We start from the raw sequence: 14,632 nt of genomic DNA, 5'->3' as shown, positions 1-14,632 counted from the left end.
GGCATCTACCGGGGTTTTTTTGTTGAGCTTCGATCACTCTCATTGCGAGCGTTCGGGCCGCTGCGTGGGTGGCCGGCGTCTGGACAAATGTCCCCCGTCGTCCGCCTGCGGCGGTCGCCTCCTCCTTTACTTTGTCCAGACGCCGGCCACCCACGCAGCGGCTCGGCTTGCGGGTAGTCGAGAGCCACTGCCTGGGCCGCCTGGATGCCTGACACGCGGAGGGAGTGGGGGCTGGGTGCGAAGTAAAGGAGGAGGTGACGGCCGCAGGCCGGCGCCGGGGGACATTCGCAGACAGCCCCCGGTCCCTCCAGCGCTCGACCACGCCTGCGTCTACGGTAACTGCCACCGCGAAGGTCTGGGCCGCTGCGCAGGTGGCAGGCGTCTGGACAAATGTCCCCCGTCGTCCGCCTGCGGTGGTCGCCTCCTCCTTTACTTTGTCCAGACGCCGGCCACCCACGCAGCGGCTCGGCTTGCGGACAGTCCAGAGCCACTGCCTGGGCCGCGCGGATGCCTGATGCGCGGGGGGAGAGGGGCTTGTGTGCGAAGTAAAGGAGGAGGTGACGGCCGCAGGCCGGCGCCGGGGGACATTCGCACGCAAGCCCCTCTCCCCCCGCGCTCGGCCAACCTGCTTCTCTGCTCGACGATGCCACAAAAAACGCGGCCCCGATGTTCCGGAGGCCGCGCCAGGAGAGAGAGAGCCGTGGAAGGGGCGGGTGTCAGAACACGAAGCTGACGCCGGCCACCGGGCCCTTGAATTCCTGCTTCAGGCCGATGGTGCCGTCGCTGCCCTTCTTGTCCGCATCGAGCTTGAACCAGTCGTAGCCGGCGAACACACCGAAGTTCCTGGTGAAGCGGTAATCGACGATGGCGTTGGCGCGGCTCAGATCGCCCTTGTAGTCATCGAAGCTGCCCCAGCGCGTGTTGAGGTACTGGCCCTGCAGGGTGATCATCCACTTCTCGGACGGGGTGAAGCTCAATCGCGCACCGACCACCGGCGCCACGCCGTCGGTCTTCTCGTTGAGGAACTGGCCTTCGTACACGGTGCCGAGGTCGGCGTAGGCCTTGGTGCTGACCTTGGCGTACTCGGCACCCAGCTGCAGGCCGAGGTCGAACGTATCGGTGTCCACCACCGAGTAGTCATAGACCAGGCTGGCCACCTGGTACTTCAGTTCGCCCTTGACGAAGCTGCCGGACGGCACGTTGACGTCACCGAAGGAGATGTCCTGGCCGAGGGTCTCGCGGCGGTCCTTGTCGTACTTGAAATAGTTGAACAGCAGGCGCTGGCGGTTGCTGATGCGGAACATGCCGTCAATGCGCGGCTCCCACTCCTTGCCACCCAGCTTGAAGTCCTCGGAGAAACCGATGTCCTGCCCGGCGACATTGGTCTTGCCGCGGAGCGTGTTGTCCGAGTCGATGTTCATCGCACCCAGGCGCAGGGCAAAGCGGTCGTCGCCTTCGGCGGCGTGGGCAGCGGTGGCGAACGAGGCGCCGGCGGCGATCAGGGAGAGAGCGAGCAGGGTGGGTACGGGGCGCATCGAAGAGTCCTTGCAGTGGTTCATCAGAATGAAGACCACTGTGCCGGACAGGCCCGTCCACCATCCGTGAACGTATGGTCCACGGCATGTGCACGGTTCAGTGCTGTCGCGACGATGCAAAAAGATGGCCCCGGAGACGGGCTTCGGGGCCATCGTGGGACCTGCGGGGTGGAGCCGACGAGGATGCTGCAGGCAGGTCGAAAGATCGGACCCGCGCATCCGGCGAAAGTTCCTCGCCTGCGACCAAAGTTCAATACTGCGGTGCAGCATCATGCGGACGTCATTGTCCCCCGGGTGGTACGCAAAAATGTAACCGTTACCGCAACTTGCGGCTTCCCGGGATGAACAGGCAGCGGTTGTCTCGCAAATTGTCCCATTGCTATAATTTGGCGGCTCGATGAGGCCCCCCTGCTGTAGCCGCCTCAGCCTTCCACTTGCAACCACGCGGGACGTCCTGTGCTGAACTCCGTTGATGCGGGTCGGCGACTGATGCTGCGCGCCGCGGTCTACCCGCTGGCCGCGGTCGCTGTCCTGGCCCTGGCCTTCCTGCTGGTCGGTCCGAAATATGCCCTCGGCGCGCTGGCGTCCGGTGTGGCCATTTCGGCCGGTGGCTGGGTGGCGGCAAGGATGGCGCTGGGGGGTGGTGCGGTGGCCGCAGGATCGGCGATGGCTCGCCTGATCATTGCGATCGTGGCCAAGTGGGTCGTGGTTTTCGGCGTCCTGCTGGTGGGGTTCCTGGTCTTCAAGCTGCCTGCATTGGCGCTGTTGGCCGGTATCGCCGTCGGCTTGATGTTCCAGGTCCTGGCGATGGCCAGGCGTTGACAGAATTCAATTAACTGAAGGTTCCGGACACATGGCGGGCGAGGCTCTAACCCCTACCAGCTACATCCAGCATCACCTGCACAACCTGACCGCGCCGGTCGGCAAGGGTGAGGGTATGTTCTGGCATATCCACGTCGATACCTTCCTCACCGCGGTCCTGATGGGCCTGGTGATCGTTGTCGCGTTCTGGCTGGGCACCCGCAAGGCCACCGCCGGCGTGCCGGGCAAGTGGCAGGCCTTCGTCGAGATCTGCCTGGAGTTCGTCGACCGCCAGGCCAAGGACACCTACCACGGCAAGAGCAAGCTGGTCACGCCGATCGCCATCACCATCTTCTTCTGGATTCTGCTGATGAATCTGCTGAAGATGATCCCGGCCGATTTCATTGCCAAGCCGCTGGAATGGGCGGGCGTGCACTACTGGAAGCCGGTCCCGACCGCTGACGTCAATGCCACCCTGGGCATGGCCATCAGCGTGTTCTTCCTGATGCTGTTCTTCGCACTGAAGTCGAAGGGCCTGGGCGGCTTCATCAAGGAATTCCTGACGGCGCCGTTCGGCAAGTGGATGATGCCGTTCAACCTGATCCTCAACATCGTCGAGTGGCTGAGCAAGCCGATCTCGCTGGCGATGCGACTGTTCGGCAACATGTTCGGCGGCGAAATCGTGTTCCTGCTGATCTGGGTGCTGGGTGGTGCCGGTTTCTTCGGTGCCATTGCCGGTGGTGTGTTCGGCCTCGGCTGGATGCTGTTCCACCTGCTGGTGATCCCGCTGCAGGCCTTCATCTTCATGATGCTGTCGATCGTGTACCTGAGCCTGTCGGAAGACGCTCACTGAGTTTCAAGCTTCAACGCGTTTCAACCTTCATCCGTTTCATCACCCTTAGCAACTTAAGTTCCTGGAGATAACCATGTACTTCGCCGTCCTGACCAACTTCGCGCAGATTCAGAGCTCCACCGCCCTTGCCGTCGGCATCATGATCGGCCTGGCCGCGCTGGGCGCCGGTCTGGGTCTGGCCATCATGGCTGGTAAGTTCCTGGAGTCGGCCGCCCGCCAGCCGGAACTGATCCCGGTCCTGCAGGTCCGCATGTTCATCACCGCCGGCCTGATCGACGCCGCGTTCATCATCTCGGTCGCCGTTGGCCTGCTGCTGGCCTTCGCCAACCCGCTGTCGGCTGCCTTCGCTGGCGCCGTCACCAAGGCTCTGGCCGGCTGATACAGCGGTTTGAGACGACCGGGTGCTGATGCACCCGGTTTCGGATGAAGGCCGGATGTGCCGCTTCGGCGGCGCGTCCACCCCGAAACCAGCGATCGAGCTAACCATGAATATCAATTTCACCCTTCTTGCGCAGGCGCTGGCCTTCGCTGGTCTGATCTGGATCATCGCGACCAAGATCTGGCCGCCGCTGATGAACGCGATCGAAGAGCGCCAGCAGAAGATTGCTGAAGGCCTCGCTGCTGCCGACCGCAGCCAGAAAGATCTGGCCCAGGCGCAGGAGAAGGTCAACGAAGCGCTGAAGGAAGCCCGCACCAAGGCCAACGAGATCATCGATCAGGCCCATGCGCGTGCCAACCAGATCGTTGATGCTGCCCGCAACGAAGCGATCACCGAAGCCACCCGTCAGAAGGAACTGGCCCAGGCTGAAATCGACGCCGCCGCCAACCGTGCCCGTGAAGATCTGCGCAAGCAGGTGTCCGCGCTGGCCGTGACCGGTGCCGAAAAGCTGCTCAAGCGCGAAATCGACGCCAACGCCCACAAGGCGCTGCTCGACGAGCTGGCCTCGGAGATCTAAGGATGAGCCAGGCCCTCACGCTTGCCCGCCCGTACGCCCGCGCCGCGTTCGCGACCGCGCGCGACGAAGGCGCGTTCGCGCCGTGGTCGGAAGCCCTGGCGTTCTCCGCCCACGTCGCCGCCGACCCGCGCGTGGCGGCCCTGCTCGCCAACCCGGAGCTGGGTCGTGACGACGCCGTCGCCCTGCTGGCGCCGGTGTCCCACGGCGAGACCTACTCGCGCTTCCTGGCCATCCTGGCCGAATCGCATCGTCTGCCGCTGCTGCCGGAAATCTCCGGCATGTTCGACGCCCTGCGCGCCGAAGCCGAGCACGTGGTCAAGGCCACCGTCACCTCGGCTGCCGAGCTGTCGGCCGGCGAGCTGGACGCGATCAAGGTCGCGCTGCGCAAGCGCTTCAACCGCGAGGTCGACGTGACCACTGCGGTCGATGCTTCGCTGATCGGCGGCGCCGTGATCGACGCCGGCGACGTGGTCATCGATGGTTCGCTGAAGGGCAAGCTGGCCCGTCTGCAGACCGCGCTCGCTAACTGAATTCATTTAACGTCCGGCCCCGCTGCCGGCACTAGGACTTGACGATGGCAACCACGCTCAACCCCTCCGAAATCAGCGAACTGATCAAGAACCGCATCGAGAAGGTCAAGCTGGCCGCGGAATCGCGCAACGAAGGCACCGTGACCAGCGTGTCCGACGGCATCGTGCGCATCTTCGGTCTGGCCGACGTGATGCAGGGCGAAATGATCGAACTGCCGAACAACACCTTCGCCCTGGCCCTGAACCTGGAGCGCGACTCGGTCGGCGCCGTGGTCCTGGGTGACTACGAGCACCTGCGCGAAGGCGATGTCGCCAAGACCACCGGCCGCATCCTGGAAGTGCCGGTCGGTCCGGAACTGCTGGGCCGCGTCGTGAACGCGCTGGGCGAGCCGATCGACGGCAAGGGCCCGCTGGGCACCGACCTGACCGCTCCGGTGGAGCGCGTTGCTCCGGGCGTGATCTGGCGCAAGTCGGTCGACCAGCCGGTGCAGACCGGTTACAAGTCGGTCGACTCGATGATCCCGATCGGCCGTGGCCAGCGCGAGCTGATCATCGGTGACCGCCAGACCGGCAAGACCGCCATGGCGATCGATGCGGTGATCAACCAGAAGGGCACCGGCATCAAGTGCGTGTACGTTGCGATCGGCCAGAAGGCGTCGACCATCGCCAACATCGTGCGCAAGCTGGAAGAGAACGGCGCGCTGGCCCACACCATCGTGGTCGCCGCGACCGCTTCCGAATCGGCTGCCATGCAGTACATCAGCGCCTACTCGGGCTGCACCATGGGTGAGTACTTCATGGACCGCGGCGAAGACGCGCTGATCGTGTACGACGATCTGTCCAAGCAGGCCGTCGCCTACCGCCAGATCTCCCTGCTGCTGAAGCGTCCGCCGGGCCGCGAAGCCTACCCGGGTGACGTGTTCTACCTGCACTCGCGCCTGCTGGAACGCGCTGCCCGCGTGTCCGAGGAATACGTCGAGAAGTTCACCGAAGGCAAGGTCACCGGCAAGACCGGCTCGCTGACCGCGCTGCCGATCATCGAAACCCAGGCCGGCGACGTGTCCGCCTTCGTTCCGACCAACGTGATCTCGATCACCGACGGCCAGATCTTCCTGGAAACCGACCTGTTCAACGCCGGCATCCGCCCGGCCGTGAACGCCGGTATCTCGGTGTCGCGCGTCGGTGGCTCGGCCCAGACCAAGATCATCAAGAAGCTGTCGGGCGGTATCCGTATCTCGCTGGCCCAGTACCGTGAGCTGGCTGCGTTCGCGCAGTTCGCCTCGGACCTGGACGAAGCGACCCGCAAGCAGCTGGAGCGTGGCCAGCGCGTCACCGAGCTGATGAAGCAGAAGCAGTACGCGCCCATGTCGATCGCCAACCAGGCGCTGTCGATCTACGCCGTCAACGAGGGCTACCTCGATGACGTGCCGGTCAACAAGCTGCTGGCGTTCGAAGAAGGCCTGCACGCCCACTTCGCCAATACCCAGGGCGAGCTGATCAGCAAGGTCAACGCTACCGGCGGTTGGGACAACGACATCGAAGGTGCCTTCAAGAAGGGCATCGCCGAGTTCAAGACCACCGGCAGCTGGTAATCGCGGTCCTGTAGAGCGGAGCCACCGGCTCCGCTGGACCAGATGACAAACGGTTGAACAACGCGGGGCATCAGCCCCGCGCCACGGGAAACAAGAGATGGCAAGCGGACGCGAAATCAAAACCAAGATCAAGAGCGTGCAGAACACCCGCAAGGTGACGCGCGCCCTGGAAATGGTCTCGGCCTCCAAGATCCGCAAGGCGCAGGATCGGATGAAGACCTCGCGTCCGTACGCGCAGGCGATGAAGCAGGTGATCGGTCACCTGGCCCAGGCCAGCACCGACTACCAGCATCCGTTCCTGGTCGAGCGTGAGCAGGTAAAGCGGGTCGGTTTCATCGTGATCTCCTCCGATCGCGGTCTGGCCGGCGGCCTGAACAACAACCTGTTCCGCAAGATGCTGGGCGAAGCCAAGGCATGGCAGGACAAGGGTGCCGAAGTGGACCTGGTGACCATCGGCCAGAAGGCATCGACCTTCTTCCGCCGCGTGAAGGTCAACATGGTCGGCAGCGTGACCCACATCGGCGACGTGCCGAAGCTGGAATCGCTGATCGGTGTGATCAAGGTCATGCTCGACGCCTTCACCGAAGGCAAGATCGACCGCGTGTACCTGGTCTACAACCGCTTCGTGAACACCATGGTGCAGAAGGCCAGCTTCGATCAGCTGCTGCCGCTGCCGCCGGCCGAGAAGCAGATCGCTCACCACGACTGGGACTACCTGTACGAACCCGATGCCGCGACCGTGCTGGAGCACGTGATGACGCGTTACATCGAGTCGCTGGTGTACCAGGCACTGCTGGAAAACGTCGCCTCCGAGCATGCCGCACGCATGGTTGCGATGAAGGCGGCGAGCGACAACGCCAACAAGCTGATCGGCACCCTGCAGCTCGTCTACAACAAGGCGCGCCAGGCAGCGATCACCCAGGAAATCTCCGAAATCGTCGGCGGCGCGGCAGCAGTCTGACCGCGTTCGTTCAAAGCACACATTAGAGGATGCAGCAATGAGTCAGGGCAAGATCGTTCAGATCATCGGCGCGGTCGTCGACGTCGAATTCCCGCGTGAATCGGTGCCGAAGGTGTACGACGCACTGAAGGTCGAAAACACCGAGATCACCCTCGAAGTCCAGCAGCAGCTGGGCGACGGCGTGGTGCGTACCATCGCCCTCGGTTCCACCGACGGCCTGAAGCGCAACCTGGTTGCCGTCAACACCGGCCGCGGCATCTCGGTGCCGGTCGGCGCCGGCACCCTGGGCCGCATCATGGACGTGCTGGGCCGTCCGATCGACGAAGCCGGCCCGGTCGCTGCCAGCGACAACTGGGAAATCCACCGCGCTGCGCCGTCGTATGAAGACCAGTCCCCGGCCACCGAGCTGCTGGAAACCGGCATCAAGGTCATCGACCTGATGTGCCCGTTCGCCAAGGGCGGCAAGGTCGGCCTGTTCGGCGGCGCCGGCGTCGGCAAGACCGTCAACATGATGGAGCTGATCAACAACATCGCCAAGGCGCACAGCGGCCTGTCCGTGTTCGCCGGCGTGGGTGAGCGTACCCGTGAGGGCAACGACTTCTACCACGAAATGAAGGACTCCAACGTCCTGGACAAGGTGGCGATGGTGTACGGCCAGATGAACGAGCCGCCGGGCAACCGCCTGCGCGTCGCGCTGACCGGCCTGACCATGGCCGAGTACTTCCGCGACGAGAAGGACGAAAACGGCAAGGGCAAGGACGTCCTGTTGTTCGTCGACAACATCTACCGCTACACCCTGGCCGGTACCGAAGTGTCGGCACTGCTGGGCCGTATGCCGTCCGCGGTGGGTTACCAGCCGACCCTGGCCGAGGAAATGGGCGTCCTGCAGGAGCGCATCACCTCGACCAAGAACGGCTCGATCACCTCGATCCAGGCCGTCTACGTTCCCGCGGACGACCTGACCGACCCGTCGCCGGCGACCACCTTCGCCCACCTGGACTCGACCGTCACCCTGTCGCGTTCGATCGCCTCGCTGGGTATCTACCCGGCCGTCGATCCGCTGGACTCCACCAGCCGCCAGATGGATCCGCTGGTGATCGGCCACGAGCACTATGACACCGCCCAGCGCGTCCAGCAGACCCTGCAGAAGTACAAGGAACTGAAGGACATCATCGCGATCCTGGGCATGGACGAACTGTCCGAAGAGGACAAGCAGGCCGTGTCGCGCGCCCGTAAGATCGAGCGCTTCTTCAGCCAGCCGTTCCACGTGGCCGAAGTGTTCACCGGTTCGCCGGGCAAGTACGTGCCGCTGAAGGACACCATCCGTGGCTTCAAGGCCATCGTCGATGGCGAGTACGACCACCTGCCGGAGCAGGCGTTCTACATGGTCGGCGGCATCGAAGAAGCGGTCGAGAAGGCCAAGAAGATGGCCGAGAAGGCCTGATCCGGGACGGGCGGGAGCGATCCTGCCCGACCTGACGCCGGCGCCGGGCAACCGCCCGCGCCGGTGGACCCCCACGGTGGCATTGCGCCGCCGCGAACAGCGAAGAGATTTGCATGAGCACGATCCGTTGCGACATCGTCAGCGCCGAGCAGGAAATCTTCCGTGGCGAAGCGACCCTGGTCGTGGCCACCGGTGAGCTGGGTGAACTGGGCATCGCGCCCAAGCACGCGCCGCTGATCACCCGCCTGAAGCCGGGCAAGGTGGTGGTCACCACGCCGAACGGCGAGCAGCTGGATTTCGCCATCTCCGGCGGTATCCTGGAAGTGCAGCCGCAGGTGGTGACCGTGCTGGCCGACACCGCGATCCGCGCGCAGGACATCGACGAAGCCTCGGTCCGCAAGGCCAAGGAAGAAGCCGAACGCATCCTGGCCAACCGCGGCGAAGCGATGGAAGTGGCCGAAGCCCAGCAGAAGCTGGCTGAAGCCGTCGTCCAGCTGCAGGCACTGGAACGCCTGCGCAAGAATCTCAAGCACTGAGGTTCGCGCTGCATCCACGAGAACGCCGGCCCTGTGCCGGCGTTTTTGTTTGGGGCGGGGCAGGGCCGATTGGGTAGAGCCGACGGGGTAGAGTCGACTGTCAGTCGACTACCGCGCGCAGCTCGGGATTTTCGCGACCTCACGGAAGAGCAGTCGACTGACAGTCGACTCTACCGTTCCGGTTCCCGCCCCCAATCCGGCATCCCGATTCCCGCCTCGTCTCAGCGATACACCACGTAGCGCATCAACAGGAACGACACGCATGCCAGCCCGCCTTCCACCAGCGGCTTGGCCAGCCACGTGAATTGCAGGCCCAGCGCCTGGTCGACCAGGCTGACCAGCAGCGTGCTCGTCGCCGTCAGCAGCAGCCACAGCCCGAAGAAACGTGCAAAGCGCTTCCATCCCAGCTTGCGGGTGCCGGCCTCGGCAAAGGTGTAGCGGCCGTTGAGCCAGAAGCCCAGCAGCATGCCGGCCAGGCGACCGGCGATGTTGGCCGGCGCGACCGGCATGCCCAGCGCGGTGGCGACCACGAACACCAGCCAATCGACCAGCAGCTGCACGAGCCCGATCACGAGGTAGGTGCTTCCCTGGCGGAGCAGGCTCATCGGCGTGGTGAAGGAGGAGGGATGCCCATGTTAACGGCCCACGCTCTAGAATCACCGGCAACGAACTACGGACTGCTGCTCCCATGACCCAAGCCCTGCACGTCATCATCCTCGCCGCCGGCGCCGGCAAGCGCATGAAGTCGGTGCTGCCGAAGGTGCTGCAGCCGATCGCCGGCCAGCCGATGCTGGCGCACGTGATCGATACGGCCCGCGAGCTGCAGCCGGCGGCCATCCACGTGGTTTACGGCCATGGTGGCGAGGCGGTGCGTCAGTACTTCGCCGGCCAGCCCGACCTGCAGTGGGCCGAACAGGTCCAGCAGCTCGGTACCGGCCACGCAGTGGCGCAGGCAATGCCGCAGGTTCCCGATGCCGCGCAGGTGCTGGTGCTGTACGGCGATGTGCCGCTGATCCGCGCGCAGACCCTGCGCGACCTGCTGGCGCAGCCGGGCCGGCTGGCAGTGCTGGTGGCCGATGTCGATGACCCGACCGGGTACGGCCGGGTGCTGCGCGATGCAGAGGGCAAGGTGGGCTCCATCGTCGAGCAGAAGGACGCCACCGACGACCAGCTGCGCGTGCGCACGATCAACACCGGCATCATCGCCGCAGAGTCGACCGCGCTGCGCCGCTGGTTGTCGCAGCTGTCCAACAGCAATGCGCAGGGCGAGTACTACCTTACCGATGTGTTCGCGTTCGCCGCGCATGAGTACACCCCGGCCGAGATGGCCCTGGTCGCCGATGCACAGGAGGCCGAGGGGGCGAATGATCCATGGCAGCTGTCGCAGCTGGAGCGCGCCTGGCAGCGCCGTGCGGTGCGTGCACTGTGCGCTCAGGGCGCGCGCGTGCGTGACCCGGCACGACTGGATATCCGTGGCACCGTCACCGTGGGCAGCGATGTACTGATCGATGTCGACGTTGTTCTTGAAGGCAACGTCGTGCTCGGTGACGGCGTTACCGTAGGCCCGTTCAACCGGCTGAAGGACGTCAACCTGGGGCCCGGCACCGAAGTGCGCGCGCATTGCGACCTGGAAGGCGTGGTGACCGAAGGTGCCGCGCAGATCGGCCCGTTCGCACGCTTGCGGCCGGGTACCGTGCTGGCCGATGGCGTACACGTCGGCAACTTCGTCGAAACCAAGAAGGTCACCCTCGGCGTCGGCAGCAAGGCCAACCATCTCACCTACCTGGGTGACGCGGTGATCGGCAGCAGGGTGAACATCGGTGCCGGCACCATCACCTGCAACTACGATGGCGTGAACAAGTCGACCACCACCATCGGCGACAACGCCTTCATCGGCTCCAACAGCTCGCTGGTGGCACCGATCACCATCGGCGAGGGCGCGACCATCGCTGCCGGGTCGGTCATCACCCGCACCGCGCCGGACGGCAAGCTGACGCTGGCACGTGCACGACAGGAAACCATCGATGGCTGGAAGCGCCCGGTCAAGAAGTCCTGAGCCACGGGTTCCGCGCACCGATGAGCTGGGTGTGCTGCCGGCGATCGAACAACGTGCCGGCGAACTGCTGAGGGGTCACGAGGCCTATCCGGTGTTTGCCAGCCACGGCCTGGACCTGCCGACGCTGCAGGAAGGCCTTGAGCGTGGGCAGCTGTGGGTGGTGGATGGCGCCGCCGGCGGTGTTGCCGGCTACCTGCTGGCCGGCGACCTGGCAGGCGAGTTCCATGTCCTGCAGATGGATGTGGATCCAGCGCACGCGCGTCGTGGCCATGGCCGTGCATTGCTGCGGCATGCCTTGGCGCAGGCCAGGGCCACTGGCTTTGCTGCAGCGGTGCTGACCACCTTGAGCGATGTGCCGTGGAATGCAGCCTTCTACGCCAGCGAAGGGTTCGAGGTAGTGCCCGAGGCGCAGTGGAGCGAGGGCCTGCGCGCGGTGATGGCCGAAGAGGCCGCGCTGGGATTTCCAATGCATCTGCGGGTGGCGATGCGGCAGGTCTGGTAGGTGCCGACCCTGGTCGGCACATCCACGCATGGCGTGGCTCTACTGACAGACCGAGCCAAGTCGGCAACTCACCCCATCGGCAACAGGATCGACACGCACAGCCCGCCATCACCGCGGTTCTGCAGCGACACCCGCCCACCGTGCGCCTCCACGATCTCGCGGGTCAGTGCCAGTCCCAACCCGGTACCGTTGCGCTTGGTCGAATAGAACGGCATCAGCGCGTTCTGCAGCACCTGCTCGTTCATGCCCTTGCCACGGTCCAGCACATCCAGGCGCAGCCATTGCGGCAACCGCGTCAGCTGCACCTGCACGTCATCATTGGGCGGATCGGCTTCGGCACAGGCTTCATGCGCGTTCTTCAGCAGGTTCAACAGCGCCTGCCCGAACTGCGCGATGTCGATCCGGCTGCTCAGTTCCTCGTCCGGTTCACGTTCCATGCCGAACGGAATCTGCTGGCGCAGGCTGGACAGGAAGGGCGCCCAGTGCACGGTCTGCAGTTGCGGTTGCGGCAGCTTGGCGAAGCGCGCATAGCCACGGATGAAGCCTTCCAGGTGGCGCGCGCGGTCTTCGATGGTGGTGAAGATCTCCGGCAGCCGATCGAAGCGCTCGCGCTGTACCAGCACGCCGCCGGAATGGGCCAGCGAGGCGATCGGCGCCAGCGAGTTGTTGAGCTCGTGGCTGATCACCCGGATCACCTTCTTCCACGTCTGCACTTCCTGGCGGCGCAGTTCGGCGGTGAGCAGGCGTACCAGCAGCAGGTCGTGCGGGCGGCCGTTGAGCTGGAAAGATCGGCGTGAGAGGTGATAGACCTGTTCGTCGTCCTCATCGCCGTCTTCGCCTTCCGCATGCACCGCGAACAGGCTGTCGCCGCCACGGGCGATGGCATCGCGCAGCTCCACCGGCACCTGTTCCAGCACCTCTTCCAGGCGCTGGCCTTCCAGCTTCCAGCCGCCATGCAGCAGCTTGCGCGCGGCCAGGTTGGAGAACACCACGCGGGCGATGCCATCGCCGCCGGAAGCAATCAGCAGCATCGCCACCGGGGTGTTCTGTACCATGGTGTCCAGCAGCAGTTCGCGCTGCACCAGGCCTTGCCGCTGCTCGCGCAGCACGTCGCCCAGTTCGCGGTGCGCCTGCACCAGGTCACCCAGTTCGTCGTTGCCTGGCCAGTACACACCGAAGTTGTACTCACCGTCGCGGTAGCTGCTGGTGGTGCCGGCCAAGGCGCGCATCAATGAACGTACCGGCGCGGTTGCACGGCGCAGGGTCCACCACATCAGCGACAGCAGGATCAGCGCCGACACCGTGGTCACCACCCAGCCATGGTCCATCCAGTAGGCCAGCAGCCACGGCAACGCGGCGGCCAGCGCCAGCACCGGCAGCAGGCGCAGGAACAGGCGGAAGGTGAACGAGCGCCGTTTCATTCGCGTGGGATGCCGTGCCGGTCCATGCGCCGGTACAGTGCCTGGCGGCTCAGGCCGAGTTCGGCGGCGGCCTGGGCGATGACGCCGTGGTTGCGCGCCAGCACATCCTCGATGCGCGCACGGTCAGGATCATTGCCGGCACTGGCTGCCGGTCGCGGTGCAGGTGCGGCACGCGGCAGGTTCAGGTCGGCCACTTCGATGCGGTTGCCGGTCGCCAGCAACTCGGCCCGCTGGATCACGTTGCGCAGTTCGCGCACGTTGCCGGGCCAGGGGTGCCGTTGCAAGGCCGCGGTGGCGGCGCTGGAAAGTGGCTTGCCGGCGGTCAGGAAGCGCTCGGCCAGGGGCACGATGTCGCCCGGGCGCTCGGCCAATGGTGGCAGTACCAATTCCACCGTATTGAGGCGGTAGTACAGGTCTTCGCGGAAGGTGCCGTCGCGGATCATCGCCGGCAGGTCGGCATTGGTCGCGCTGACCACACGGACTTTGACCTGGCGCTCGCGATTGGAGCCAAGACGCTCGAAGCGCCCTGTTTCCAGCACACGCAGGAGCTTCATCTGGCCGCCCAGCGACAGGTTGCCGATCTCATCCAGGAACAGCGTGCCGCCGTCGGCGGCTTCGAACTTGCCCTCGCGTGCCTTGTTGGCGCCGGTATATGCGCCGGCTTCGGCACCGAACAGTTCGGCCTCGATCAGTTCCGAGGGCAGGGCGCCGCAGTTGACCGTGATGAACGGGCCCTTGGCCACCAGCGAGTTGGCCTGGATGATCTGCGCGATCTTCTCCTTGCCGGCACCATTGGGACCGGTGATCAGCACCGGCAGGTCGGAGCGCGCGACCTGGCAGGCCAGGGCAATGACGCGCTCGCTGGCCGGATCGGCGAAGACCGCACCACACAGCTCGTACTTTTCTTCCAGCGCATTGCGCTGGCGCAGCTCACGGCTGCGGCGGCGGTCCAGCTCGCGCCGCGCCTCGGACAGCTCGAGCAGGTTGTTGACCGTGGTCAGCAGCTTGCGGTCGTCCCAGGGCTTGGCCAGGTAGTCGGCGGCACCGGCCTTGACCAGGTCCACCGCACTGCTCAGGTGGGTCCAGGCGGTGAGCAGGATCACCGGCAGGTCCGGGTGGCGTGCGCGGATCTGTGCGAACAGGTCTTCGCCTTCTTCGCCGGAGGTGGTGTCCTCGCTGAAATTCATGTCCTGGATCACCAGGTCGACCGGCTGCGACTCGAGCAGGGCCAGCCCTTCGGCCGGGGTCTGCGCCTGCAGGGTGTCGATGTCATGCAGGGAGAACAGCACGTCCAGCGCGGTGCCCACGCTGGCGTTGTCGTCGATGATCAGGATCGAAGGCATCAAGCAGTTCTGCAGAAAGGGATGGGCGGCGCCGATGGAGCCGTGTTCGTATCCATACGCCGGGAGAGCCCGGCGCCACCCATCAAGCATAGCCAAAGCCGT

General features: G+C 65.1%; 15 protein-coding genes. 11 read left to right on the top strand and 4 right to left on the bottom strand.

All coding sequences use genetic code 11. The features are described 5' to 3' along the window. Positions 1–716: 716 nt before the first annotated feature. Positions 717–1,535, bottom strand: a complete 819-nt coding sequence (locus ACS0OT_RS17400) for a hypothetical protein (RefSeq protein WP_005419516.1) — start codon at positions 1,533–1,535, stop codon at positions 717–719. A gap of 456 nt (positions 1,536–1,991) precedes the next feature. On the opposite strand from ACS0OT_RS17400, the gene ACS0OT_RS17395 reads away from it, so the two are divergent. The 9 genes from ACS0OT_RS17395 (at position 1,992) to ACS0OT_RS17355 (ending at position 9,208) form a co-directional block, all read left to right on the top strand. Further along, a complete protein-coding gene (locus tag ACS0OT_RS17395) occupies positions 1,992–2,357 on the top strand; it encodes a hypothetical protein (protein WP_014648497.1) in 366 nt (121 codons plus the stop codon). A gap of 31 nt (positions 2,358–2,388) precedes the next feature. After that, the gene (gene atpB / locus ACS0OT_RS17390) at positions 2,389–3,189 is read left to right on the top strand and encodes a F0F1 ATP synthase subunit A (RefSeq protein ID WP_005411134.1); all 801 of its coding nucleotides are present in this window, start codon (positions 2,389–2,391) and stop codon (positions 3,187–3,189) included. Between the two features lie 73 nt (positions 3,190–3,262). Continuing rightward, positions 3,263–3,568 (top strand): F0F1 ATP synthase subunit C, encoded by a 306-nt coding sequence (gene atpE, locus ACS0OT_RS17385; RefSeq protein ID WP_005411133.1) that lies wholly within the window; start codon positions 3,263–3,265, stop codon positions 3,566–3,568. A 106-nt stretch (positions 3,569–3,674) separates the two neighbouring features. Then, entirely contained in the window at positions 3,675–4,145 is a 471-nt protein-coding gene (locus tag ACS0OT_RS17380) for a F0F1 ATP synthase subunit B (protein WP_005419512.1), read from the top strand. 2 nt (positions 4,146–4,147) lie between these two features. Then, positions 4,148–4,675 (top strand): F0F1 ATP synthase subunit delta, encoded by a 528-nt coding sequence (locus ACS0OT_RS17375; RefSeq protein WP_442255915.1) that lies wholly within the window; start codon positions 4,148–4,150, stop codon positions 4,673–4,675. 44 nt (positions 4,676–4,719) lie between these two features. Continuing rightward, positions 4,720–6,267: a F0F1 ATP synthase subunit alpha gene (gene atpA, locus ACS0OT_RS17370; protein WP_005419511.1), complete on the top strand. Its 1,548-nt coding sequence runs from the start codon at positions 4,720–4,722 to the stop codon at positions 6,265–6,267. A gap of 97 nt (positions 6,268–6,364) precedes the next feature. After that, on the top strand, positions 6,365–7,228 hold the full coding sequence (gene atpG / locus ACS0OT_RS17365) for a F0F1 ATP synthase subunit gamma (RefSeq protein WP_227836847.1): 864 nt from the start codon (positions 6,365–6,367) through the stop codon (positions 7,226–7,228). 37 nt (positions 7,229–7,265) lie between these two features. Next, positions 7,266–8,672, top strand: a complete 1,407-nt coding sequence (atpD, locus tag ACS0OT_RS17360; RefSeq protein ID WP_005419510.1) for a F0F1 ATP synthase subunit beta — start codon at positions 7,266–7,268, stop codon at positions 8,670–8,672. Positions 8,673–8,785: 113 nt separating this feature from the next. Beyond that, on the top strand, positions 8,786–9,208 hold the full coding sequence (locus ACS0OT_RS17355) for a F0F1 ATP synthase subunit epsilon (protein ID WP_005419509.1): 423 nt from the start codon (positions 8,786–8,788) through the stop codon (positions 9,206–9,208). A 221-nt stretch (positions 9,209–9,429) separates the two neighbouring features. Here ACS0OT_RS17355 and ACS0OT_RS17350 read toward each other — a convergent pair whose 3' ends face one another. Next, complete coding sequence (locus tag ACS0OT_RS17350; protein WP_005419508.1) at positions 9,430–9,813, bottom strand: GtrA family protein; 384 nt, start codon at positions 9,811–9,813, stop codon at positions 9,430–9,432. 83 nt (positions 9,814–9,896) lie between these two features. On the opposite strand from ACS0OT_RS17350, the gene glmU reads away from it, so the two are divergent. Both glmU and ACS0OT_RS17340 read left to right on the top strand, forming a co-directional pair. Continuing rightward, the gene (gene glmU, locus ACS0OT_RS17345; protein ID WP_065186211.1) at positions 9,897–11,264 is read left to right on the top strand and encodes a bifunctional UDP-N-acetylglucosamine diphosphorylase/glucosamine-1-phosphate N-acetyltransferase GlmU; all 1,368 of its coding nucleotides are present in this window, start codon (positions 9,897–9,899) and stop codon (positions 11,262–11,264) included. Continuing rightward, entirely contained in the window at positions 11,233–11,766 is a 534-nt protein-coding gene (locus ACS0OT_RS17340; protein ID WP_053497585.1) for a GNAT family N-acetyltransferase, read from the top strand. Before glmU ends, ACS0OT_RS17340 begins: the two co-directional genes overlap by 32 nt. 68 nt (positions 11,767–11,834) lie before the next feature. Here the strand turns inward: ACS0OT_RS17340 and ACS0OT_RS17335 are convergent, their stop codons facing one another. Together ACS0OT_RS17335 and ACS0OT_RS17330 are read right to left on the bottom strand one after the other, a co-directional pair. Further along, positions 11,835–13,187, bottom strand: coding sequence for a sensor histidine kinase (locus ACS0OT_RS17335; protein ID WP_065186213.1), 1,353 nt, complete (start codon positions 13,185–13,187; stop codon positions 11,835–11,837). Then, entirely contained in the window at positions 13,184–14,530 is a 1,347-nt protein-coding gene (locus ACS0OT_RS17330; protein ID WP_065178012.1) for a sigma-54-dependent transcriptional regulator, read from the bottom strand. Before ACS0OT_RS17330 ends, ACS0OT_RS17335 begins: the two co-directional genes overlap by 4 nt. Positions 14,531–14,632 lie beyond the last annotated feature (102 nt).

The sequence above is a fragment of the Stenotrophomonas maltophilia group sp. RY12688 genome, assembly GCF_052149045.1.
GTDB lineage: Bacteria > Pseudomonadota > Gammaproteobacteria > Xanthomonadales > Xanthomonadaceae > Stenotrophomonas > Stenotrophomonas sepilia.
The sequence above is the reverse complement of the archived record's forward strand: the minus strand, read 5'-3'. Positions and strand labels throughout refer to the sequence as shown.